At 73.8% G+C, this 22,714-nt stretch carries 21 protein-coding genes; 13 read left to right on the top strand and 8 right to left on the bottom strand.

Features of this window, described 5'->3' with window-relative positions; translation table 11 throughout:
• Positions 1 to 162: 162 nt before the first annotated feature.
• Entirely contained in the window at positions 163 to 1,254 is a 1,092-nt protein-coding gene (locus CP984_RS06890) for an enolase C-terminal domain-like protein (protein WP_003987155.1), read from the bottom strand.
• A 330-nt stretch (positions 1,255 to 1,584) separates the two neighbouring features.
• On the opposite strand from CP984_RS06890, the gene CP984_RS06885 reads away from it, so the two are divergent.
• On the top strand, positions 1,585 to 2,445 hold the full coding sequence (locus CP984_RS06885; protein WP_003987157.1) for a SigB/SigF/SigG family RNA polymerase sigma factor: 861 nt from the start codon (positions 1,585 to 1,587) through the stop codon (positions 2,443 to 2,445).
• A gap of 169 nt (positions 2,446 to 2,614) precedes the next feature.
• Positions 2,615 to 3,379 carry an SDR family oxidoreductase gene (locus tag CP984_RS06880; protein WP_003987158.1) on the top strand — a complete coding sequence of 255 codons (765 nt, stop codon included), beginning with the start codon at positions 2,615 to 2,617 and terminating at the stop codon, positions 3,377 to 3,379.
• Positions 3,380 to 3,414: 35 nt separating this feature from the next.
• Here the strand turns inward: CP984_RS06880 and CP984_RS06875 are convergent, their stop codons facing one another.
• Entirely contained in the window at positions 3,415 to 4,728 is a 1,314-nt protein-coding gene (locus tag CP984_RS06875; protein ID WP_030184997.1) for a PAS domain-containing protein, read from the bottom strand.
• 183 nt (positions 4,729 to 4,911) lie between these two features.
• On the opposite strand from CP984_RS06875, the gene CP984_RS06870 reads away from it, so the two are divergent.
• From CP984_RS06870 to CP984_RS06860, 3 genes are all read left to right on the top strand, one after another.
• Complete coding sequence (locus CP984_RS06870) at positions 4,912 to 5,709, top strand: ANTAR domain-containing response regulator (protein WP_003987455.1); 798 nt, start codon at positions 4,912 to 4,914, stop codon at positions 5,707 to 5,709.
• A gap of 345 nt (positions 5,710 to 6,054) precedes the next feature.
• Positions 6,055 to 7,269, top strand: a complete 1,215-nt coding sequence (locus CP984_RS06865) for an aminotransferase class I/II-fold pyridoxal phosphate-dependent enzyme (RefSeq protein ID WP_030185000.1) — start codon at positions 6,055 to 6,057, stop codon at positions 7,267 to 7,269.
• A 150-nt stretch (positions 7,270 to 7,419) separates the two neighbouring features.
• On the top strand, positions 7,420 to 8,499 hold the full coding sequence (locus CP984_RS06860) for an MBL fold metallo-hydrolase (RefSeq protein ID WP_030185003.1): 1,080 nt from the start codon (positions 7,420 to 7,422) through the stop codon (positions 8,497 to 8,499).
• A 21-nt stretch (positions 8,500 to 8,520) separates the two neighbouring features.
• On the opposite strand, the gene CP984_RS06855 is transcribed toward CP984_RS06860, so the two are convergent.
• From CP984_RS06855 to CP984_RS06845, 3 genes are all read right to left on the bottom strand, one after another.
• Positions 8,521 to 9,141: a DedA family protein gene (locus CP984_RS06855; protein WP_003987388.1), complete on the bottom strand. Its 621-nt coding sequence runs from the start codon at positions 9,139 to 9,141 to the stop codon at positions 8,521 to 8,523.
• The gene (locus tag CP984_RS06850; RefSeq protein ID WP_030185616.1) at positions 9,138 to 9,947 is read right to left on the bottom strand and encodes an MBL fold metallo-hydrolase; all 810 of its coding nucleotides are present in this window, start codon (positions 9,945 to 9,947) and stop codon (positions 9,138 to 9,140) included. Before CP984_RS06850 ends, CP984_RS06855 begins: the two co-directional genes overlap by 4 nt.
• Before the next feature lie 88 nt (positions 9,948 to 10,035).
• The gene (locus CP984_RS06845; protein WP_003985378.1) at positions 10,036 to 10,959 is read right to left on the bottom strand and encodes a LysR family transcriptional regulator; all 924 of its coding nucleotides are present in this window, start codon (positions 10,957 to 10,959) and stop codon (positions 10,036 to 10,038) included.
• A gap of 220 nt (positions 10,960 to 11,179) precedes the next feature.
• Between CP984_RS06845 and CP984_RS42985 the strand changes: the two genes are divergently transcribed.
• The 8 genes from CP984_RS42985 to CP984_RS06810 all read left to right on the top strand — a co-directional run bounded on the left by CP984_RS42985 (position 11,180) and on the right by CP984_RS06810 (position 20,688).
• Positions 11,180 to 11,266: a putative leader peptide gene (locus tag CP984_RS42985; RefSeq protein ID WP_351860154.1), complete on the top strand. Its 87-nt coding sequence runs from the start codon at positions 11,180 to 11,182 to the stop codon at positions 11,264 to 11,266.
• 222 nt (positions 11,267 to 11,488) lie between these two features.
• On the top strand, positions 11,489 to 12,625 hold the full coding sequence (gene sfnG, locus CP984_RS06840) for a dimethylsulfone monooxygenase SfnG (RefSeq protein ID WP_032921818.1): 1,137 nt from the start codon (positions 11,489 to 11,491) through the stop codon (positions 12,623 to 12,625).
• Between the two features lie 49 nt (positions 12,626 to 12,674).
• The gene (locus CP984_RS06835; RefSeq protein WP_003985380.1) at positions 12,675 to 13,892 is read left to right on the top strand and encodes an acyl-CoA dehydrogenase family protein; all 1,218 of its coding nucleotides are present in this window, start codon (positions 12,675 to 12,677) and stop codon (positions 13,890 to 13,892) included.
• A 39-nt stretch (positions 13,893 to 13,931) separates the two neighbouring features.
• Positions 13,932 to 14,486 (top strand): NADPH-dependent FMN reductase, encoded by a 555-nt coding sequence (ssuE, locus tag CP984_RS06830; RefSeq protein WP_003985381.1) that lies wholly within the window; start codon positions 13,932 to 13,934, stop codon positions 14,484 to 14,486.
• 18 nt (positions 14,487 to 14,504) lie between these two features.
• The gene (locus CP984_RS06825; RefSeq protein WP_003985382.1) at positions 14,505 to 15,722 is read left to right on the top strand and encodes an SfnB family sulfur acquisition oxidoreductase; all 1,218 of its coding nucleotides are present in this window, start codon (positions 14,505 to 14,507) and stop codon (positions 15,720 to 15,722) included.
• 46 nt (positions 15,723 to 15,768) lie between these two features.
• Entirely contained in the window at positions 15,769 to 16,923 is a 1,155-nt protein-coding gene (locus tag CP984_RS06820) for an LLM class flavin-dependent oxidoreductase (RefSeq protein WP_003985383.1), read from the top strand.
• 154 nt (positions 16,924 to 17,077) lie between these two features.
• Positions 17,078 to 19,198 (top strand): phage holin family protein, encoded by a 2,121-nt coding sequence (locus CP984_RS06815; RefSeq protein ID WP_003985384.1) that lies wholly within the window; start codon positions 17,078 to 17,080, stop codon positions 19,196 to 19,198.
• Positions 19,199 to 19,284: 86 nt separating this feature from the next.
• Positions 19,285 to 20,688 carry an amino acid permease gene (locus tag CP984_RS06810; RefSeq protein ID WP_032915130.1) on the top strand — a complete coding sequence of 468 codons (1,404 nt, stop codon included), beginning with the start codon at positions 19,285 to 19,287 and terminating at the stop codon, positions 20,686 to 20,688.
• Here the strand turns inward: CP984_RS06810 and CP984_RS06805 are convergent.
• The 3 genes from CP984_RS06805 to CP984_RS06795 all read right to left on the bottom strand — a co-directional run bounded on the left by CP984_RS06805 (position 20,616) and on the right by CP984_RS06795 (position 22,680).
• A complete protein-coding gene (locus CP984_RS06805; RefSeq protein ID WP_003985386.1) occupies positions 20,616 to 21,392 on the bottom strand; it encodes an SDR family NAD(P)-dependent oxidoreductase in 777 nt (258 codons plus the stop codon). The genes CP984_RS06810 and CP984_RS06805 overlap by 73 nt on opposite strands.
• A 200-nt stretch (positions 21,393 to 21,592) precedes the next feature.
• Positions 21,593 to 22,174: a TetR/AcrR family transcriptional regulator gene (locus CP984_RS06800; RefSeq protein ID WP_003985387.1), complete on the bottom strand. Its 582-nt coding sequence runs from the start codon at positions 22,172 to 22,174 to the stop codon at positions 21,593 to 21,595.
• A 62-nt stretch (positions 22,175 to 22,236) separates the two neighbouring features.
• A complete protein-coding gene (locus CP984_RS06795) occupies positions 22,237 to 22,680 on the bottom strand; it encodes a helix-turn-helix domain-containing protein (protein ID WP_003985388.1) in 444 nt (147 codons plus the stop codon).
• Positions 22,681 to 22,714: the final 34 nt, after the last annotated feature.

Raw genomic sequence — 22,714 nt, 5'->3', positions numbered from 1 at the left:
GATGTTTGACCGCGCGCGGCCCTTGGTACCCGGGCCCCGGCCGAGCGGTCACGGAGAAGGCCGCGGAGCACAGCGGGGCACGGGAAAAGGGATGGTGGGGAGAGTCCGGGCGCGGGATGTGGGGTCCCGCGCCCGGTTCCCCGTTCGCCCGCCGCCCGCCCCTCACAGCACCCGGTACGGCGTCGCCTCCTCGTGGCGGAACCGGAGGCCGTGGCCCGGGAGGCGGTTCGCGCCGGGCCGTACGGTGCCGCCCGACGGGTCGAGGCCGCCGTCGAAGAACATCGACTCGATGCGCACATGGTCGTGGAACCACTCGATGTGCCGGAAGTTCGGCACGCACGCGGCCGGGTGGGCGTGCGCGTGCGGGGCGCAGTGCGCGGAGACCTCCAGGCCGTGGGCCTCGGCGAGGGCCGCGGCACGCAGCCAGACCGTCAGTCCGCCGCAGCGGGTCGCGTCGATCTGGAGGCAGTCCACGACCGGCGCCATGCGGGCGAAGTACGGCAGGTCGTAGCCGTACTCACCGGCCGCCACATCGCACACCACCAGGTCCCGGACCACCCGCAGCCCCTCCAGGTCGTCGGAGGACACCGGCTCCTCGAACCAGCCCACGCCCTGGTCGGCGAGGACCTGGCCGATCCGGACGGCCTGCTTGCGCGTGTAGGCGCCGTTGGCGTCCACGTACAGTTCGGCGTGCGGGCCGATGGCCGTACGGGCGTGCCGCACGCGGGTCAGGTCGCGTTCGACGGCCCGGCCCCACTCCTCACCGATCTTGATCTTGACCCGTTCGATGCCCTGGCCGTGCACCCAGCCGTTCAGCTGGGTCGCCAGATGGGTGTCGTGGTACGTGGTGAACCCGCCCGACCCGTAGACCGGCACCGCGGCGCGCACCGCGCCGATCAGATGCAGCAGCGGCAGCTCCAGCAGCCGCGCCTTGAGGTCCCACAGCGCGATGTCCACGGCCGACAGCGCGCACGCCACCAGGCCGGGCCGGCCCGCGTTGCGCACCGTCCGGCTCATCGCCTCGTACGTGCCCTGCACGTCCAGCGCGCTGCGGCCGAGGACCGGCCGGGTGAGCAGGTCGCGGACGACCGAGCCGGTGTCGGCGGCGGCATAGGTCCAGCCGAGGCCGGTGGTCGTGCCGGAGCGGGCCTCGACGACGATGACAGTGGTGGTGTCCCACGCGAGGGTGCCGTCGGCTTCGGGCGCGTCGGTGGGGACGGTGTAGGCGGTGACGTCCAGCCGCTCGACGTTCATGGCGGGGGTGGCTCCTTCCGTCTCGGTACGGGCCCGGGTCCGGCGCTCACGCCTGCCGCTCCTGCCGTCCCGGCGCTGCGGGCCGGACCATGACCCGGTGTCAGCGGCCGTCCCGCACGGGTTACCGGGCCCCGGGGCCGGAAACCTCCGGACCGGGCGCCCGGCCCGGTGGATTCGGCGCCCCGGGCGTTTACCGGCACCGGCTCCGGGCACGCGATCGGTGTGCTTCGGACCGGAGGCACGCCCGTGGGAGCGAATTCGCCCTGCGAGCGTGCACTCCGGCTGCGCTCCCACGGAGGACCCCCGTCCACCGATCAGGGAGCCGAGACCATGCCCTCTGTACGCACACCCCTACGCCAGGGCGCCTCGCGCGGCCGGCACACCGAGTGCCCGGGCGGCGCGCGCCGCACCCCCCAGAACAAGCACCCGCACGACGACGCGCCGGACACCGGCGCCGACTTCCGCAGGCTGATGGCGCTGCCCGACGGGCCGGAGCGCGACGCGCTGCGCCAGAGCATCGTCTGCGCCTGGATCCCGATGGCCGAACGCCTCGCGCGGCAGTTCCGCAACCGCGGGGAGACCACCGAGGACCTGACGCAGGTCGCGGCGCTCGGCCTGGTCAAGGCCGTCGACCGGTACGACCCGGACCGCGGCTGCGCCTTCGAGAGCTTCGCCGTGCCGACCATCGTCGGCGAGGTCAAGCGGCACTTCCGCGACCACATGTGGGGCCTGCACGTGCCCCGCCGCGTCCAGGAACTGCGCAACCGCGTCCGTGCGGCCACCATCGAACTCACCCACGCGCCCGACGACCACCGCCCCCCGGCCCGGGACATCGCCCGGCACACCGGCATGACGCTGGAGGAGGTGCTGATCGGCATGGAGGCCCTGGAGAGCTACTCGACGCTCTCCCTGGACGCCGAACTGCCGGGCGCCGACGACGGATACGCGCTCGTCGACACCCTCGGCGGCCCGGAGCCCGGCTTCGACCTCGTCGTCGACCGCGAGGCGATCCGCCCCAAGCTGCGGATGCTCCCCGAACGCGAGCGGCAGATCCTCTACCTGCGGTTCTTCTGCGACATGACGCAGAGCCGGATCGCCGACCGGCTCGGCATCTCCCAGATGCACGTCTCCCGCCTCATCAACCGCACCTGCACCCGCCTGTGCGACCAGGTGGCGGGCCGGGCGGCGTAGCCGTTCCGCTGCCGGGGCCCTCCGGAAGGGCCCCGGCCTCCTCCGCGGGCCGCTCCTCGTGAGCGGCCCGCGGCGTACGGGTGAATCCGCGCGCGGACCGTTGCGGAAGCCGCCGGGGCGTTCAACCTCCTTGCAGTACCCCGCGGCGCTCACGTGCAAGGAGACGGTGATGGGCAACACCCCGGACAAGACACTCGACGGCAAGGTCGCCTTCGTCGGAGGCGCGTCCCGCAACCTCGGCGCTCTCATCAGCACCACGCTCGGTGCCGAGGGCGCCAGGGTGGCGGTGCACTACAACAGCGACTCCTCCCGGGCGCAGGCCGAGGAGGTCGTCGAGCGGATCAACGCGGGCCCCGGCGAGGCGTTCGCGCTGCAGGCCGACCTGACCCGTGTGGCGGAGGTGGAGCGGGCCTTCGACGAGGTCGGCAGCCGGTTCGGCAAGATCGACCACAGTGTCAACACCGCGGGCATGGTGCTGAAGAAGCCGGTCACGGAGATCACGGAGGAGGAGTACGACCGGATGTTCGCGGTCAACTCCAAGGCCGCGTTCTTCGTCATGCGCGAGGCGGCCCGCCGCGTCGAGGACGGCGGCAAGATCATCACGATCGTCACCTCGCTGCTCGCCGCCTACACCGGTCTGTACTCCGTCTACGCGGGCAGCAAGGCGCCGGTCGAGCACTTCACCCGCGCCCTGTCCAAGGAGCTGTTCGGCCGCAACATCTCCGTCAACACCCTCGCGCCGGGGCCGATGGACACCCCGTTCTTCTATCCGGCGGAGGACGAGGACTCCATCGCGTTCCACAAGTCCTCGGCGATGAACGGCGACCTCACCAAGATCGAGGACATCGTGCCGTGGGTGCGGCACCTGCTGACCGACGGCTGGTGGGCGAACGGCCAGACGATCTTCCTCAACGGCGGCTACACCACCCGCTGAACCGCCCCTCAGGGGCGCAGCGACCGGCCCGTCGCTCAGGGGCGCAGCGCCCGCCCCAGATGACGGGCCATCCGGTCGACGGTGCCCGCCTCGGCCATGCTGAACGCCCGCCGCCCGCCCGTGCGCAGCAGCGTCAGCACACCGCGCACCGGCCCCGACCGCGCCCGCAGCGGCACGCACAGCAGCGAGGTCACCCCGGCGCGGGCGAGGATCGGCACCCCGTCCGCGTCGTGGCCGAACGCGCCCAGGTCCTCCGGGCGCACCTGGAGATGGGCGTTGCCCGCGCGGGCCGCCTCGACCACGACCGGGCAGTCCCCGGGCAGCTGGGAGGCCAGGGTGGCCCGCAAGGTGTCCGTGCCGTCCGGGGCCCGGGCGGCGCGCGCGGCCGGCCGGCCGGACGGGGCCGTGGCGCCGCGCCGGTCCGCAGGGGCGTCCGGTGCCGCGCCCTCACCGGCGGCGTCCTTGTCGTCGTACGCGTCGTCCCCGTCGTACGGAGCGGCCGGGCCGGCGCCCCCGTACACAGCCACCCGCACCAACGGGCCGCCGCCGCGGGTGACCAGATCGGCCGTCACCCAGTCGGCGAACCGGCCGCGCAGCACCCGGCACGCCTGGTCCAGTATCGCGATGGGGTCCCGCGGCGCCTCCAGGAGCGTCATGGTCATGTCGTCCAGGAGGTCCATCAGCTCCGTGGTGCGGGTCAGCTCGGCCAGGCCGGGCGGCATCGTCGCGCGGCCGGCGCCGCGCCCGCTCCGGCCGCCCCGGTCCGCCGCCAGCGCCTCCGGACCGGTGAGGAAGACCGTGAGCACGGACGTGCCGGTCTCGCCGCGGGGCCGCAGCGCCGTCATCGTCGCGCGCAGCGACTCGCCCTCCCGCCGCGCCCCGTCCGGCGGCGGCAGCAGCCGCACCACCAGGCTGCGGTCGCCCTCGTTGCGGGAGACCGCCGCCACCTGCGAGCGGAAGGCGGCCCGCTCCTCGGGGGCGAGCGAGGCGGTCAGCGGACGGCCCGCCGCATAGCCGGCGCGCATGCCGAACAGCCGGGTCCCCGCGAAGTTCAGCCGCCGTATCACCGTGTCCGGGCCCAGCAGCGCGACCGCGTACGGCATCCGCTGGAACAGCGCCCGCAGCAGCTGCTGTTCGTCGGCGGCGCGCCGGGCGCCGTTGTCGCGCTCCCCGGGCAGCCCCCGCTCCAGGCGCGGCAGGATCACATCGACCACGTGCTGGAGCTCCAGCAGAGCGGCGTCCAGGACGGACAGCCGCTCGGTGGAGGGCAGGGCGCGGGCGGCGCGCAGCTCGTCCACCCGTCTGCGGAAATCGGTGAGTTCCGCCGTCACACGCTCGCCCTCGGCCATGCCCTCACGCTAGCCGGTGCGCCCCCGGACCGTACCCCGCGCGGACCAAGCCGTCCGGACACCGCGGCTCCGCCACCGCAACTCGACGGGATTTTGGTGTTTTCGCCCGCCCGCACCGGGCAGCCGACCCGTTGCGGCCCACGCACCCGAAGGGACTGAGCCACAGTGGACGCAACGACGCCTATGCGCACGCTCTTCGAGGCCGGGGCGTCCGACCTCGACGAGGGCGCGCCCGCCCGTAGCCTGGCGCATCTCGCCGAGCAGGCCGCCTGGTGCACCCCCGACAGCTGCGGTGCCGCCGCCACGGTGAGCACCGGCGAGGACACCGCCGAGGCACCCACCGCGGTGACCCACCCCGATCTGTCCGCCCTCGTCAGTGTCCAGTGGGAGTCCGGCGAAGGGCCCATCCCCACGGCTCTGGACAGTGGCCGGGCCACCGGCGCCGACGACCTGCTGCACGAGCGCCGCTGGCCGGAGTACCGGGCCGAGGCACTCCAGGCGGGCGTACGCTCCAGCGCCACCCTCCCGTACCGCCGGGACGGCATCACCCTCACCATCACCGTCTACGGTTTCCGCCCCGGCCTGAAGGTCGAGAAGGGCTGTACGGCCACCGACGTGCTCGGCGAGCTGGCCGCCACCGGACTGGCCCGGGAGCGCCGCTACCGCGATGCCCTCGCCGAGGTGGACCAGCTCGACACCGCCCTGCGCACCCGGCCGGTGGTCGACCAGGCATGCGGCATCCTCATGTACGTGCTGGGGTGCGACCCGGACACCGCCTTCGACACGCTGCGCCGCCTGTCGCAGCGCACCAACCGCAAACTGTCCGACCTCGCCGGCGCCCTGGTCCGTACCCGCGGACACGGACTGGAGTCGGAGCTGCGGTGCCTGGGCGACCGGCCACGGGACCCCGGCCGCGCCGCGGCGCGCAACGGAGCGGAGCCCGGCCGTACGCCCGCACCGGGCCTTGGCCACGGCCGGTGAGTCCGCGGCCGCACGGCTCCCCGCCGCAGCCGCCTGCGCACCGGCTCTCAGCCGACCGGTGACGTGTCACCTCGCCTCCCGGCCCCTGCGACCGGCCGCGGGACACCGATCGCGCCGCGGCGGCGCAACGGGGCGGAGCCCGGCCGTGCCGCCGCCCCGGGCCTCGGCCACGGCCGGTAGGTCCGCGGCCGCACGGCTCCCCGCCGCAGCCGCCCGCGCACCGGCTTCCAGCCGACCGGTGACGTGTCGCCCCGCCTCCCGGCCCTCGCGATCTGCAAAGGTGGTCGGGGCCCGCACTCATGTGATGGGCCCACGATCGACCTGCCGTGGAGTGTGGAGGTACGGATGCAGCGGACGGCCCTGGATCCGGATCCGGCCCCGGAGCCGGATCCCCCGGCGGGGCTGCCGGTCCTCCCGGAACTCGCCGCGCACCTCACCGCCGCGGCGGACCGTACGGAACCCGAGCCGCCCGGCGGGTCCCGGCCGCTGCGCGCCGCCGCCTGCGACTACTGGGGCCGCCGGGGTCTGGCGACCGTGCCGGAGCGGGTGCTCGCCGCGCCGGGCGCGCCCGCCCTGCTCCTCGCCCTGCTCGCCGCGGCCGGCGGCGACGTGCTGCTGCCGCGCCCCTGCGCCGAGTGGTACGCGCCGGGCGCCGGGCTGCTCGGCAGACAGGTGCACCGCATCCCCGTACCGGCCGAATCCGGTGGCGTGCCGGACGCGTTCGCGCTGCTGGAGGCCGTACGCCGGGCCCGGGCGGCCGGCGAGGAACCGCGGGTCCTGCTGGTGTCCGTCGCCGACGACCCCAGCGGCACCTGCCCGCCACCCGAACTGGTGCACGAGGTGTGCGAGGCGGCCGCGGCGGAGGGGCTGTGGATCGTCAGCGACGAGACCGGCCGCGACCTGCTGCACGACCCGCACGACACGGTCGTCCTGAGCCCGGCCGAGATGCTGCCGGACGATGTCGTCGTCCTGACCGACCTGCGGGCCACCCTGGCGCCGGCCTCCTGGCCCGCCGCGCTGGCCCGGTTCCCGGACACCGGGCGCGCCGCCCGGCTGCGCGCCGCGACGCTGGACCGGCTGGCTGCGCTGCGCACCCCGGTGGCCGGCCCGGTCGCCTCCGCCGTCACCCGGGCACTCGCCGAACCGGAGGCCGTACGCGCCCGCACCGCCGCCGCGGCTCGCACCCACGGCACGCTCGCCGGAGCCTTGCACCACGCCCTCACCGCGTGCGGCGCCGTCTGCCGTCCCCCGCACGCGGGCAGCCATCTGTACGCCGACTTCGACCCGCTGCGCCCCGTACTGGCCGGCAAGGGCATCACCGGCCCGGCCGAGCTGGAGGGCGCGCTCGCGCCCTGGGCGGCGCGCGGCGGGCACCGCTTCGGTGACGACCACCGGGCGCTGCGCGTACGGCTGAGCACCGACGCGCTGCTCGGGCCCGACGCCGGACGGCGGCAGCAGCTCCTCGACGCCACCGACCCGCTGCGACTGCCGCATGTCGCCGAGGCGTTGAGCGCGCTGTCCGCCACGCTCGCGTCGCTCACGGACACCGGCCCCTCGTAGCGCCGGGACCGCCGCGTACCGCCCGTACGCCTCTCCCGGCCCTGCCGCGTACCGCCCGTACGCCCTCTCCGGCCCCGCCTTCCCGGCCGCCCCGGCTCTCGCCCGCGACCGGCACCACGACCGGTCACGCCCACCGAATGGAGCCTCTCGATGACCGAACAGACCGAACGTTCCCTCACCGAGCCTCTCCCGACCGCCGACGCCCCGCACCCGGCCGGCCCGCACCCCGAATCCCCGGCGCTCCGCCCGCTCCGCGAGGTCCGCCGGTGGCCCCGCGACTTCACCGACCGTCTCACCGCACCGCTGCCCGGCGTCCGCGCGCTCGCCCGCATCGCCCGCGAGGGCAAGCTGCGGCCCTCCGCCCAGGCACTCCTGGACATCCCAGAACTCCCCTTCGAACCGGGCCCACTGCCGGAGCCCGGCCCCCGGGAGATCGCCGTCACCTGGGTGGGACACGCCAGCTGGGTGCTGCGCGTCGGCGGCCTGACCGTGCTCACCGACCCCGTGTGGTCCCGCAAGATCCTCGGCACCCCGCCCCGCGTCACCCCGGTCGGCGTCCGCTGGCAGGACCTGCCGCCCGTCGACGCGGTGGTCATCAGCCACAACCACTACGACCACCTCGACCTGCCCACCCTCAAGCAACTGCCGCCGCACACCCCCCTACTGCTGCCCGCCGGACTCGCCCGCTGGGCCCGCCGGCGCCGCTTCACCCACGTCACCGACCTGGACTGGTGGGAGGCCGTCGAACTGCCCGGCCCCGAGGGCCCGGTCCGCTTCGACTTCGTGCCAGCCCACCACTGGAGCAAGCGCACCCTGACCGACACCTGCCGCTCCCTGTGGGGCGGCTGGGTCCTGACCGCGCCGGACGGGCGGCGGGTGTACTTCGCGGGCGACACCGGCTACGGCCACTGGTTCGAAGAGATCGGCAGCCGATACCCGGACATCGACCTCGCACTGCTCCCGATCGGCGCCTACGACCCGCGCTGGATGCTGCGCCCAGTACACACCGACCCCGAGGAGGCAGTCCGCGCCTGCCACGACCTGGGCGCCCGCGCGATGGCACCCATGCACTGGTCGACGTTCTTGCTGTCCGCCGAGGCCCCCTTGGAACCGCTGCGCCGCGTACGCGCGGCCTGGGAGGCCACCGGGCGCCCACGCGAGGATTTGTGGGATCTGGCGGTTGGGGGGTCGCGGGTGTTGGGGGAGGGGGAGGGACGGGAGGTGGGGTGAGGCGGGATCGCGAACACCCCCTCACCCACCCCTCCCACCCCGCACCCGCCGCCACACCGCAGGTGCCCCGCTGATCAGCAGTGCCAGTCCGACCGCCGTGGCCACGCCCTGCCACGGTTTGGGGAACAGGGAGCCGCCGAGTACGCCGATGAGCTGGTACGTGAGTGCCCAGGCCAGGCAGGCCGGCAGGTCGCCGTGGGCGAAGCGGCGTAGGGGGACTCGTGCCAGCAGGCATGCCAGCATCACCGGGATCCGTCCGGCCGGCACCAGGCGGGACAGCACGAGCACCAGCACCCCGTGGGCGCGCAGCCCGGCCTGGGCCTGTGCCAGCCGTTCCGGCGCGGCGCGGTCGCGCAGGCGGTCCAGCCAGCGGGAACCGTTGCGTGAGCGCACGCCGCGTCCGCCCAGCCAGTACAGCCCCAGGTCGCCGAGGAACGCGGCGAGGGCGCTCACCCCGAAGACCGACAGCAGCGCCCACGGCGAGCCCTGGTGGAAGGCCACCACCGCGGCCGAGCTGACCACCGCGCCGGTCGGCACCACTGGTACCAGCGAGCCCAGCACCACCAGCAGGAACAGTGACGGATAGCCCACCGCCTGCTGTGCCGGTTCGGCGGGCAGGCTGCCCGCCAGCCCGCCGATCACCGCGCGCCCGTCAGCCGTACGGACTCGCCGTGCGCCAGCCGGTGCACCGCCACCTCCGGCGCCAGCAGCCCGGCCTGCCGCGCGAACTCGTCGCCGGGGGAGTGGAACTCGTGGGGGCGCACCGCGTCCATGCCGATCGGCCAGTACGTGCCGTAGTGCACCGGGACCGCGCTGACCGGCCCGAGCCGGGCCGCCGCCTCGGCCGCACGCCGCGCGTCGAGATGCCCGTGCCCCAGGAACGGGCCCCAGCCGCCCACCGGCAGCAGCGCCACATCACAGGCGCCGACCTCCTCGGCCATCGTGTCGAAGAGCCCGGTGTCGCCCGCGAAGTACGTCGTCGCCGCGCCGTGCACCACATAGCCGAGCGCGGGCACCCGGTGCGGCCCGTACGGCAGCCGGCGCCCGTCGTGTGCCGCGTGCACCGCGCGGACGGTCACCTCGGCGGGGCCGTGGCCGTTCCGGGACGCGCGTACGGACACCGTGTCACCGGGTCGCACCTCGGTGACCGGCAGGCCGCGGGCCGCCGCCACCCGCCGCAGCCCGGGCACCGCGGCGGCCGCCCCGTACGGCACCACCAGCCGCGTGCCCGGCGCGAGGCGCGCCAGGGAGGCGGGGTGCAGATGGTCGGCGTGCAGGTGGGAGACGAGCACGGCGTCGGCGCGGGCCGCGGCGGGCGGCGGGAGCGCGCCCCGGCGGCGGCGCAGGTGCGCGAGGCGCCGGACGAACAGCGGGTCGGTCAGGACCCGTACGCCCGAGTCGGTGACCGTGACGGTGGCGTGCCCCCACCAGGTGACCTCCACCGCCACACCGACCTCCCGACCGGAACGGAACCGTCGCGCGGGGCGCCCGGCGCCGTACCTCCTCCTCCGTACGCCCTTCTTCGATCCTGCCTCATCACGCGTCGGCCCGGGTGCCCCGGTGCGGCGGCTCCCCGGCGCGCCGGACGAAGATCGCGTGCAGATCCCGGGCCGCCCGGGGCACCGAGCCGGCGCGGCGCCGCTGGATCACCATGCGCACCTCGGTGGCGTCGTCCGCCAGCGGACGGCAGGTGATCGCCCCGCTGCGCTCCAGCGGATCGCCGAGCACGCTGTAGTCGGGCAGTACGGTGGCGCCGAGCCCTTCGGCCACCATCAGCTTGCCCATCTCCGCGCCGTCGGTCGAGTACGAGAAGGACGGTGTACGGCCCCGGAGCAGCCGGTGGACGTAACGGTGCATGACGTACCCCGAGCGCATCACGATCAGCGGCTCGGCCAGCAGGTCCGCGACGGTGACCGACTCCAGCGCCGCCAGCGGGCTGTCCGGGCGCACGCACACGACCGGGCGCCCGCGCAGCAGCTCGGTGGTGTGCAGGCCGGGCGGCAGGTCGTCGCCCCGCAGGTAGTTGACCAGCCCGAGGTCGAACCCGCCCTCCATCAGGCCCTGCTGGATGGCGTCCTGCTGGGCGGTGACCACCTCCACCTGGGTCAGCGGATGCGCGGCGCGGAACTCCCGGACGGCCGGGACGAGCAGCGGGACCGTGGCCGCGTTGACCGTGCCCAGCCGCACCATCCGGCTGACCTGGTGCTGGTCGTCGGCCGCACGGCGCAGCCGGTCGACCGCGTCCAGCACCCCGGCGATGTGCGGCAGCAGCTCCCGCCCCTCGTCGCTGATCTTCGCCCCGGACCGCTTGCGGTCCAGCAGCCCCACGCCCAGCTCCCGTTCCAGGTTGCGGACGGTCTCGCTCAGCGCCGGCTGCGACAGATGCAGCTCCTCGGCGGCCCGGCGCAGCGACCCGAGCCGGGTGACCGCCGCCAGATATTCCAGTTGTTCTATTCGCACGGCAAGCCGCCTCCAAGCATGGCCGGACGCCGGTGAATTCCCCGGTCGGGGGCCGGTGATATTCCCCGCTCGGGGCCCGGTGGAAGGGGGACCCTATCACCACCTCGCGGATGCCTTGTCGACCTGCGGCGGCAGCCTGGGTAAACTCCCGGAAGTGGCGGGAAACGGCTGGCCGGACCGTGGCCCTACCGCCGAATTGTTGCGAGGAGGTGACGCGTTGATGAAGAAGCTCGGGCAGCTCACACAACGCCGTCATGTGGACCTCGTACGGGTCTCCAGCGCCCTGTGTCGGCGCGCCGGCCGGTAAGGACGCCACCGTTCCGGATACTCCGACGGTTTTCCGGCGAGCCGGTTGATCTTTTTCCGGAACCTTCCGGATTTCCCGTCATGCCATCTGTAACGGCCGGTTCGCCACGTCTCCTGTTCGCCATGTCCGTGCGCTGATTTCCGCATTCCGAAACGCATGGAATGCACGTCCCGGCCGATGCCGCAATTCCCCCTGCCCGCCCAGACCCACCGGGAGTACCTGATGCCCGTCCCGCCCGCCTTCGACCCGCTGCGCTTCGCCTACTGGGTGCCCAACGTCAGCGGCGGCCTCGTCACCAGCACCATCGAGCAGCGCACCGACTGGGGCTACGAATACAACCGCGAACTGGCCGTCCTGGCCGAGCGCAACGGCTTCGACTACGCGCTCACCCAGGTCCGCTACATGGCCAGTTACGGCGCCGAGTACCAGCACGAGTCCACCTCCTTCAGCCTCGCGCTGCTGCTCGCCACCGAGCGTCTGAAGGTCATCGCCGCCGTCCACCCCGGGCTCTGGCACCCCGGCGTCCTGGCCAAACTCGGCGCCACCGCGGACCAGCTGTCCGGCGGCCGGTTCGCGGTCAACGTCGTCAGCGGCTGGTTCAAGGGCGAGTTCACCGCGCTCGGCGAGCCCTGGCTGGAGCACGACGAACGCTACCGGCGGGCCGAGGAGTTCATCACCGCGCTGCGCGGCATCTGGACCGAGGACCGCGCGCGGCTGGCCGGCGACTTCTACCGGATCCGCGACTTCTCGCTCAAGCCCAAGCCGGTCACCTCCCCGCTGCGCCCGCACCCGGAGATCTTCCAGGGCGGCAACTCCACCGCCGCCCGCGCCATGGCGGGCCGGGTCTCCGACTGGTACTTCAGCAACGGCAAGGACTTCGCGGGCGTCACCGAACAGCTCAACGACGTGCATGCCTCGGCCGCCGCGGCCGGACGGCCCGCGCCCCGCTTCGGACTGAACGGCTTCCTGATCGCCCGCGACACCGAGGTGGAGGCCCGCGAGGTGCTGCGGGAGATCGTCGCCAAGGCGGACACCGAGGCCGTACACGGCTTCTCGGACGCCGTGCGGCAGGCGGGCCGCTCCACCGCCGACGGCAAGGGCATGTGGCAGGACTCGTCGTTCGAGGACCTCGTGCAGTACAACGACGGGTTCCGTACGGGGCTGATCGGCACCCCGGAACAGATCGCCGAACGCATCGTCGCCTACAAGCGCCTCGGCGTGGACCTCTTCCTGCTCGGCTTCCTGCACTACCTGGAGGAGGTCGAGTACTTCGGCAAGCGCGTCCTGCCGCTCGTACGCGAGCTGGAGGCCCAGGAGCCGGACGCGCGGCCGCGGCCCCCGGCTGCCGTCGTCGCCTGACCGCCCCCCCGTACCCGCCCGCAACCACCGACATACGAAGGAGAGCCTTATGAGCGCCGTGGCCCCCACCACCTGGCAGTCCCGGCCCGCCCCCACCGACGCGGACGCATGGATAGCCCGCGCCACCGAGGTCGCCGCGATCCTCGCCACCGACGCCGCCGCCCGCGACCGGGCCGGCGCCACCCCGTACGCCGAGGTGCAACTCCTGAAGGACTCCGGCCTGGTCACCCTGCTCGGCCCGGCCGCACACGGAGGCGGCGGACAGCGCTGGACCACCGCCTACCAGGTCGTACGCGAAGTCGCCAAGGCCGACGGCTCGATCGCGCAGCTGCTCGGCTACCACTACCTGTGGAACTGGGCGGCCCGCCTGGTCGGCACCCGCGAGCAGTGGGAGCACGTCGAGGCCGAGGCGGCGCGCAACCGGTGGTTCTTCGGCGGCGCCGTCAACCCGCGCGACGCCGACGTGGTCGTACGGGACGAGGGCGACACGCTGGCCTTCAGCGGCCGCAAGTCCTTCTCCACCGGGAGCAAGGTCTCCGACGTCACCGTGCTCGAAGGCGTCCTGGAGGGCACCGACGATCATGTCTTCGCCATCGTGCCCTCCGACAGCGAGGGGCTGGCCTTCCACGACGACTGGGACAACATCGGCCAGCGGCTCACCGAGAGCGGCGGCGTGACCCTCGACAACGTCCGCGTGGGCTGGGGGAGCGCGGCGGGCTATGTCGACAAGACGTTCCGGCCGCGCGTCTACAACACCCTCAACGTGCCCACCATCCAGCTGGTGTTCGTCAACTTCTACCTGGGGATCGCCGCGGGCGCCCTGGAGACGGCGGCGGGCTACACCCGCAACACCACCCGCCCCTGGCTGCACGGCGGCCACGACCGGGCCGTGGACGAGCCGTACATCATCGACATCTACGGCGACCTGACCACCCGCCTGTGGGCGGCCCAGGCGTTCGCCGACCGGGTCGCCGAGGAGGGCCAGCGGCTGCACGACGACCCCGACGCGGTGACCGAGCGGGACCGCGGCGAGTTCGAGGTACGCGTCGCCGCGGCCAAGGCGCACGCCACCGACGTGGCCCTGGAGGTCACCAGCCGGATCTTCGAGGCTACCGGCGCCCGCTCCACCGCCACGGCCGAGGGCCTGGACCGCTTCTGGCGCAATGTGCGCACGCACACCCTTCATGACCCGGTGGCGTACAAGAGGCGGGAAGTCGGCCGCCATGTCCTCATCGGCGAACTGCCCACCCCCACTTGGTACTCCTGACCGCCCTTCCCGCTCTCACCGACCCCCGAGGTGACCGCCATGCCCACCGTCCTGTCCGTCTCCGGAAGCCCCTCCGCCACCTCCCGCACCGCCCGCCTGCTGCGCCACCTGGACGCCCGGCTCACCGCCGAAGGCCACCGCGTCGTCGAACTCGACGTCCGTACGCTGTCCGCCGACGCGCTGCTCGGCGCCGACTTCCAGCACCCCGACATCGTCGCCGCCACCGAGCTGTTCGCGCGGGCCGACGGCGTGGTCATCGGCACTCCCGTCTACAAGGCCGCCTACTCGGGGATCCTCAAGTCGCTGCTCGATCTGCTGCCCCAGTACGCGCTGGCGGGCAAGACCGTGCTGCCGCTGGCCACCGGCGGTACCACGGCGCACGTCCTGGCCATCGACTACGCGCTGCGGCCGGTGCTCTCCTCCATGGGCGCCGCGCACATCGTCCAGGGCTGGTTCGTCCTGGACCGGCAGCTCGACGTGCGCGAAGACGGCACGCTCGGCATCGAGCAGGGCACCGCCGAAGCCCTTCACCAGGTCCTCGACCAGTTCTCCGGCGCCCTCGGCCGAGCCCCGCTGCTCGCTGCCGCGAGCTGAGACGGCAGGGGTACGCACATGACCACCACCACCGGACCCGCCACGCCCCGGACCGATACGGCCCACGTCATCGCCGACGACGCCGAAGCACGCGCCGTCGCGGCCGAACTGGCCGACGCCTTCCGCCCCGGCGCGGCGGAACGCGACGCGCGGCGGCGGCTGCCGCGCCGCGAACTCGACCGGCTCTCGGCCAGCGGCCTGCTCGGGATCACCGTGCCGCGCGCCCACGGCGGCGCCGAGGTCTCGGCTGCGACCCTGGCCGAGGTCTTCCGGCTGCTCGCCACAGCCGACCCGAGCCTCGCGCAGATCCCGCAGAGCCACTTCGTGTACATCAACGTGCTGCGTGCCCAGGGAAGTTCCCGGCAGCGGGAGTTCTTCTTCCGCGAGGTGCTGGCCGGGCGCCGCTTCGGCAACGCGCAGTCTGAGGCCGGCACCCGGCACGTCCAGGACATCCGCACCCGCCTGGAGCCCACCGAGGACGGCTACGTCCTGACCGGAACCAAGCACTACTCCACGGGCGCCCTGTTCGCCGACTGGATTCCGGTGCTGGCCCGCGGCGCCGGGGACAAACTGCACGTCGCGTACGTACCGCGCGACGCGCCCGGCGTCACCGTCGTCGACGACTGGGACGGCATGGGGCAGCGCACCACCGCCAGCGGCACCGTCCGGCTGGAAGCGGTCACCGTACCGGCCGACCGCGTCGTCCCGCACCACCTCACCTTCGAGGGCCCGCAACTGCACGGTGCAATCGCCCAGTTGCTGCACACCGCCATCGACACCGGCATCGCCCGCGGAGCGCTGACCGAAGCGGCGGAGTTCGTCCGTACGCAGAGCCGGCCGTGGTTCGAGAGCGGCTTCGCGACGGCGGCCGAGGACCCGCTGCTCGTGCAGCGCTTCGGCGAACTGGAACTGCGGGTCCGGGCCGCGCAGGCCCTCCTGGAGGCCGCGGCCCGCGCCGTGGACGCCGCCACCGGCCGCCTCACCGACGACACCGCCGCCGAGGCGTCGATCGCGGTCGCCGCGGCGAAGGCGTACGCGGGGGAGACGGCGGTGGAGACGGGCAGCGCCCTGTTCGAAGTGGCCGGCACCCGGGCCGCGCTGGACGGGCTCAACCTGCACCGGCACTGGCGCGACGCGCGGACCCACACGCTGCACGACCCGGCGCGCTGGAAGGTGCAGCACCTCGGCCGGTACGTCCTCAACGGCACCCGGCCACCCCGGCACGGCCTCCTCTGACACCCCTTTTCACTGTTCCCCTTCCTCCTTTGCTTCCGGAGACCTCGTGAGCCTCACGTTCCACTGGTTCCTGCCGACCTACGGCGACAGCCGGCACGTCGTCGGCGGCGGCCACGGCCTGCCCGCCGGCGCGGCGGGCGGCCAGCGCCCCGCCACCCTCGGCTACCTCACCCAGATCGCCCGCGCCGCCGAACAACTCGGCTTCGAGGGCGCGCTGACCCCGACCGGCGCCTGGTGCGAGGACGCCTGGCTCACCACGGCGATGCTCGCCCGGGAGACCGAGCGCCTGAAATTCCTGGTCGCCTTCCGGCCCGGCGTCATCGCGCCCACCCTCGCCGCCCAGATGGCGGCCACCTTCCAGCGGCACGCTCCGGGGCGGCTGCTTCTGAACGTCGTCACCGGAGGCGAGAGCCACGAGCAGCGTGCGTACGGCGACTTCCTCGACAAGGACGCGCGCTACGCCCGTACCGGCGAATTCCTGAGCATCGTGCGGGACCTGTGGCAGGGGAGGACGGTCGACTTCGACGGGGAGCACCTGCGCGTCGAACAGGCACGGCTGGCCCGTGTCCCCGACCCCGTACCGCCGGTCTACTTCGGCGGGTCCTCGGCGGCGGCGGGCGAGGTCGCCGCCCGCTTCAGCGATGTGTACCTGACCTGGGGAGAGCCGCCCGAGCAGGTGGCCGAGAAGATCACCTGGATACGGAAGCTGGCCGCCGACGCCGGGCGCACGGTGCGCTTCGGCATCCGGCTGCACGTGATCACCCGGGACACCGCCGACGACGCGTGGGCCGAGGCACGCCGCCTGCTGGCGGGATTCTCGCCGGAGACGGTGCGCGCCGTACAGGAGGGGCTGGCGCGCAGCGAGTCCGAGGGGCAGCGGCGGATGCTGGCGCTGCACGGCGGCAGCACGGACGGGCTGGAGGTCGCGCCCAACCTCTGGGCGGGCATCGGCCTGGTACGGGGCGGCGCGGGCACCGCCCTGGTCGGCAGCCACGCCGAGGTGGCCGAGCGGATTGCCGAGTACCACCGCCTCGGCATCGAGGAATTCGTCCTCTCCGGGCATCCGCACGTCGAGGAGGCGTACTGGTTCGGGGAGGGCGTGCTGCCGCGGCTGGCGGAGGCGGGGCTGTGGCGGTGGCCGGGGGAGGGGGAACCGGCGGAGGCGGCCGAGGCGCAGGTGCCGTTCGCGGGGCGCGGCTGACCGGGCCGGAAGCCGCGGGACACGGGCGCCCCGCCCGGTCGCCCGGCCGGACCCGCCGCCCGGCCGGACTGTCAGTGGGCTGTGACACGCTGTAGGCGTGATGCCCGGTGCGGGTGTCCGAGCGTGACGGGCGGCGGGAGCGAGGTGAGCGCGGATGCGACGGCCCCGGTGGCGGACGGCGGGTGGCGCCCTGCTGCGGGTGACCGCGGTCTGGGCGGTGTCCTCGCTGACGCTGCTCCTGCTCGCCGCCGTGCTCCCCGACTTCCGCCTCCAGTCCGCGAGCGGTGAGAGCATCACCCGGACCTTCCTCACCGCCGCGCTCGGCGCCGGCGCCTTCGGCCTGCTCGGCGCCCTGGTGTGGCCGCTGCTCGTCCGGGCCCTGCTGCTGGTGCCGGCCCTCGTCCTCGGGCTGCTGGTCTTCTTCCTGAACGGCTCCCTGCTGCTGGTCGCCCTCGGCCTGATCCCCGAGGGCGGCCAGGCAGCGCCCGAGACCGCGGTGATCGTGGCCGCCGTGATGTCCGCGACCTCCTCCGCCACCTCCACCTTCCTCGCGGTGCGCGACGACGACGCGTACCGAAGACGCCTGGTGCGGCTGGCCGGACGCCGGCACGGCCGCCGCCGCGGCGCCCCCGGCGATGTGGGCCCCGTCGCGCCCGGCACGGTCTTCCTCCAGCTCGACGGCCTGGGCCACGACGTACTGCGCGAGGCGACGGCCGGCGAGCGGCCCCTGATGGGCACGGTCGCGGGTTGGCTCCGCAGCACCCACCGGCTGACCCCGTGGCGTACGGACTGGTCCAGCCAGACCGGCGCCAGCCAGCTCGCCCTGCTGCACGGCACCAACCACGACCTGCCCGCCTTCCGGTGGTACGAAAAGGAGACCGGCCGGCTGATCGTCAGCAACCGGCCCAGCAGCGCGGCCGAGCTCCAGCGCCGCGCCGTGGCCCGCACGGGCGACGCCGGGCTGCTGAGCTACGACGGCGCCAGTCGCGGCAACCTCTTCAGCGGCGGCGCCGACCAGCTCGCGCTCGTGATGTCGGTGGCCGCCCGCCGCGGCCGGCACAACCGCTCCCGCGCCGGCTATTTCGCGTACTTCTCCGACCCGGCCAACGCGACCCGCACGGCCGTCTCCTTCGCCGCCGAGGTCGTCCGGGAGACGGGCCAGTCCCTGCGCTCCCGCATCCGAGGGGAGCGCCCGCGGGTGAAGCGCGGCGGCCTCTACCCCTTCATCCGGGCCTTCGCGACCGTCGTCGAGCGTGACGTCGTGGTCGCCGCCGTGATCGGCGACCTGCTCGCGGGCCGCACGGCCGTCTACGCCGACCTCGTCGCGTACGACGAGGTCGCGCACCACTCCGGCCCCCGGCACCGGGACACCCACCAGGTCCTGCGCCGCCTGGACCGTGCCGTCGGCCTGATCGCCGACGCCGCGCAGTACGCCCCCCGCCGCTACCGGATCGTGCTGCTCTCCGACCACGGCCAGAGCCCGGGACCGACCTTCCTGGAGACCTACGGACTCGGGCTGGAGGACCTGGTGCGCGCGGGCTGCGGTCTGCCGGTGTCCCGGCGCGCCGGGCGGTCCGCGAGCGGCGCGGAGGCGCGCGAGGCGGCCCGCGCCGCACTGCACCGCCCGGAGGGCAGGGACGGCTGCGGCACCTCCGACCCCGTCGTGCTCGCCTCCGGGAATCTCGGCCTGGTGTCCTTCCCCGACCTGCCCGGACGGGTGACGCGCGAGGAGATCGACCGCCGCCACCCGGCGCTGCTGCCCACCCTCGCCAACCACCCGGGCATCGGCTTCCTGCTCGTACGCTCCGCCGCGCACGGCGCCGTGGTGCTCGGGCCGGACGGCGCCGAACACCACCTCGACAGCGGCCGGATCGTGGGCCGCGACCCCCTCGCCGGGTTCGGTGCGGGCGCGGCGGAGGCCGTGCGGCGCACGGACGGCTTCCCGCACGCCGCCGACATCATGGTCAACTCCGCCTGCGACCCGCGGACGGGCGCGGTGCACGCCTTCGAGGAGCAGATCGGCTCGCACGGCGGACTGGGCGGCGAGCAGAGCCGCCCCTTCCTGCTGTGGCCCGCCGAACTGTCCCCGCCGGCCGCCGACGGGCGGGAGCCGGCCGGGGCGGAGCAGGTCCACGCGGTCCTGCGGCGCTGGCTGCGCGAGGTGGACGGGCCGCAGATACCCCTCGGGGGCCCGGCGGACGAACTGCGGCCGGAAGGCCCCCGGCCCGAAGTATTTCCGCCCGCCGACGGCACCGTGCGGGACAAAACCCGCTGATTTTGTGCAACGTCGCAGGTCGAAGACCATATGCAGTCGCCCGGCAACTCCGGGCCCGCACAGCACGACGAGAGGCCCACCCTGCCATGCACGACCGGCACACCCGCCGTTTCGGTCTGGGGACCGCAACCTGCCTAGTGATGGGCAACATCATCGGCGGCGGTATCTTCCTGCTGCCCGCCTCGGTGGCCCCGTTCGGCACCGTGAGCCTGGTCGCCTTCGGTGTCCTGACCGTCGGCGCCATCGCGCTGGCCCTGGTCTTCGGGCGGCTGGCCGAGCGCCACCCGGACACCGGCGGCCCGTACGTCTACGCCCGCGAGGCGTTCGGCGACTTCGCCGGCTTCCTGTCGGCCTGGTCGTACTGGACCATGACCTGGGTGAGCAACGCGGCCCTCGCGGTCGCCGCCGTCGGCTATGTCCATGTGCTCTTCCCCGGCCATGACTCCAAGGGCACCGACCTGCTGGTGGCACTGGTCGCGCTCTGGCTCCCGGCGCTCTCCAACTTCGCCGGGACGCGCTATGTGGGCGCCGTCCAGCTGGTCTCCACGGTCCTGAAGTTCGTCCCGCTGCTGTTCATCGCGGTCGTCGGACTGTTCTTCTTCGACCCGGACAAGCTCGGCTCGTTCCACGAGGGCGGCGGCAGCGCGATCGGCGGCATGTCGGCCGCGGCGGCCATCCTGCTCTACAGCTACGTCGGCGTGGAATCCGCGGCGATGAGCGCGGGCGAGGTGCGCGACCCGGAGCGCAACGTGGGCCGCGCCACCGTCCTCGGCACCATCGGCGCCGCCGTCGTCTACCTGCTCGGCACGGTCTCGGTCTTCGGCACGGTCGCCCACGACAAGCTGGTGGACTCCAAGGCGCCGTTCTCCGACGCGGTCAACGCCATGTTCGGCGGCCAGTGGGGCGGCACCGTCATCGCGGTCGCCGCGGTCATCTCCATCGTCGGCGCGCTGAACGGCTGGACGCTGATGAGCGCCCAGTCGCCGTACGCCGCCGCCAAGGACGGCCTGTTCCCGGCCGCCTTCCTGAAGAAGCAGCGCGGTGTGCCGACCTTCGGCGTGCTGGCCGCCTCGGTGCTGGCCACCGCCCTGACCGTGATCAACTACCTGATCGGCGCGGGCGGCGTCTTCGAGATCCTCGTACTGATCACGACGTTCTCCGCGACCGTGCCGTATCTGCTCGCCGCCGGCGCCCAGATCTACTTCCTGCTCACCGGACGCCGCGACCAGGTCCGCCCGGCCCGCTTCGCCCGCGACATGGTGCTCGCCGTGGTCGCCTTCGGCTTCACCTTCTGGCTGGTCGCCGGCGCCGGATACGCGGCCATCTACCAGGGCGTGCTGTTCCTGTTCGCCGGCATCCTCGTCTACGCCTGGATGGCCGCCCGCCGCACGGTCCGCGGCCGGGCGGCCGGGGAGGATCAGGCGGTGACCCCGCCGTCCACCACCAGCTCGGCGCCCACGGTGAACGCCGCCTCGTCGGACGACAGGTAGAGCACCGCCGCCGCGATCTCGGCGGTCGCGGCCGAGCGCCCTACGGGCACCTCGCGCCGCATCCGCTCGGCCTTCAGCTCCGCGGTCTCGCCCGGCAGCGTCGACATGGACGTGTCGACCTTGCCGGGCGAGACCGCGTTGATGCGTACGCCGTCCTTGATGTGGTCGAGCGCGGCGTTCCGGGTCAGGGCGCTCACCGCGGCCTTGGCCGCGACGTACGCGCTGATCCCGGGGCGGCGCAGCGAGGCGCCCAGATTGGACGCGATGTTCACGATCGCGCCGCCGCCGTGCGCCCGCATATGGGCGATCTCGTGCTTCATCGACAGGAACGTGCCGGTGAGGTTGGTGTCCAGGGCACGCCGCCAGTCCTCCTCGGGGATGTCGGCGGTGGGCGCCGGGGGCACGAACACCCCGACGTTGTTGACCGCCACATGCAGCCCGCCGAAGCGGCGCACCGTCTCCTCGACCAGCGCGGCCACGTCAGCGCCCCGGGTCACGTCGGCGGTGACGGCCGCCGCCCGGCCGCCCGCGGCCTCCACCAGGGCGACCGTCTCCTTCAGCGTCTCCTCGGTACGCCCGGCGACCACGACGTTCGCGCCTTCGCCGGCGAACGCGAGGGCGACCGCCCGGCCGATACCGGTGCCGCCGCCGGTGACCAGGACCGACTTTCCGGCGAAGCGTGCGGGGGTGGGGGCGGTGGTCATGGGGGGTGGTCCCTTCTCGGGTCGTGCTCGTGGTGATGTCGTGGTCGTACTCGTGCGGTGATCGTGTTTGTGGTGCGTGGTGCGTGGTGCGTGCTGTGCTCGCGGGCGCCTTCTATCGAGAACGATCAGTCTCGAATCGAGGCGTGCGGAGGCGCGGAGGAGGCCCCGGAGTCCGGCCCCCGGTCAACCCACCCGCGCCCTCAGTCCAGCAGCGCCAGCGCCTGTTCCGCCGCGTCGCGGAGCCGCCCCGGTTCCTGGCCCGACTTGCCCATCAGGCGCAGCCCCTGCATCAGGACGAGCAGCATCCGGGCCAGCGCCCGCGGGTCGCGGTCGGCGGGCAGCTCGCCCTGGGCCCGTGCCCGCGTCAGCGCCGAGGTCAGCGCCGTTTCCAGTACGGTCCAGCTCGCCTCGACCTGCCGGGCGGCGTGCCGGTCGTGCGCGGCCAGCTCCGCGGCCGTGTTCGTCACGAAGCAGCCGCGCCCCAGGTCGTCGCAGGCGGCCTCCTCCGCGAACCGGTGTACCAGCGCCCGTACGGCGGGCAGGGCGGGCCCCGGCTGTGACAGTTCCTCGATGAGTCCCGGGTCCGAGAGCCGGCTGTAGCGCTCCAGGGCCTTGAGGTAGAGGTCGTGCTTGCTGCCGAAGGTCGCGTAGATGCTGGCGCGGGCGATGCCGAGATGGTCGACGAGGTCGGCCATCGAGGTCGCTTCGTAGCCGCGCCGCCAGAACAGTTCGAGGGCTGCCTGGAGGGCGGCGTCCGGATCGAATGCCTTGGTCCGTGCCATGAGGGAACCCTAGGCTTTCGAGACCGACCGGTCAATAATCAGTGGGGATCCATGACCCCCCGTCACCGCCCCAGCGCCTCCGTCACATTCCGGTCCAGTTCCGCGCGCAGGTGGGTGCACTCCCGTACCGGATCGTTCTTCGGGCAGGTCAGCAGGTGGGCGAGGCGCCGCTGGGCGGCCTGGAGGTCCGCCATGCGCGCTTCGATCCGCTGGATGGTGCCGGTCAGCACCGCCCGCCCCGGCGGGCGCAGCACCCCGTCCGGGCCGCGCTCGCCGAGCGCGGCGGCGGTGTCCGCGAGGCTCAGCATGCCGCCGTGGTGGAGGTGCTGGATCAGCGCGAGCCGCCGCAGTTCGCGCCGGCCGTAGTGCCGTACGTTCCCGCGGCGTCCGGCGGGCGGCAGCAGCCCCAGCTGGTCGTAGTACCGCAGCGTGGCCACCGACAGGCCGAAGCAGCGGGCCACTTCGCTGATCGGATACAGCTGGTCGTCCTCGTCGCCGGGCAGCACGGAACCATCTTGCGCTCAAGCCGACTTGAGCGTC

Origin of the sequence: Streptomyces rimosus, from assembly GCF_008704655.1 — a bacterium.
Taxonomy (GTDB): domain Bacteria; phylum Actinomycetota; class Actinomycetes; order Streptomycetales; family Streptomycetaceae; genus Streptomyces; species Streptomyces rimosus.
The sequence above is the reverse complement of the archived record's forward strand: the minus strand, read 5'-3'. Positions and strand labels throughout refer to the sequence as shown.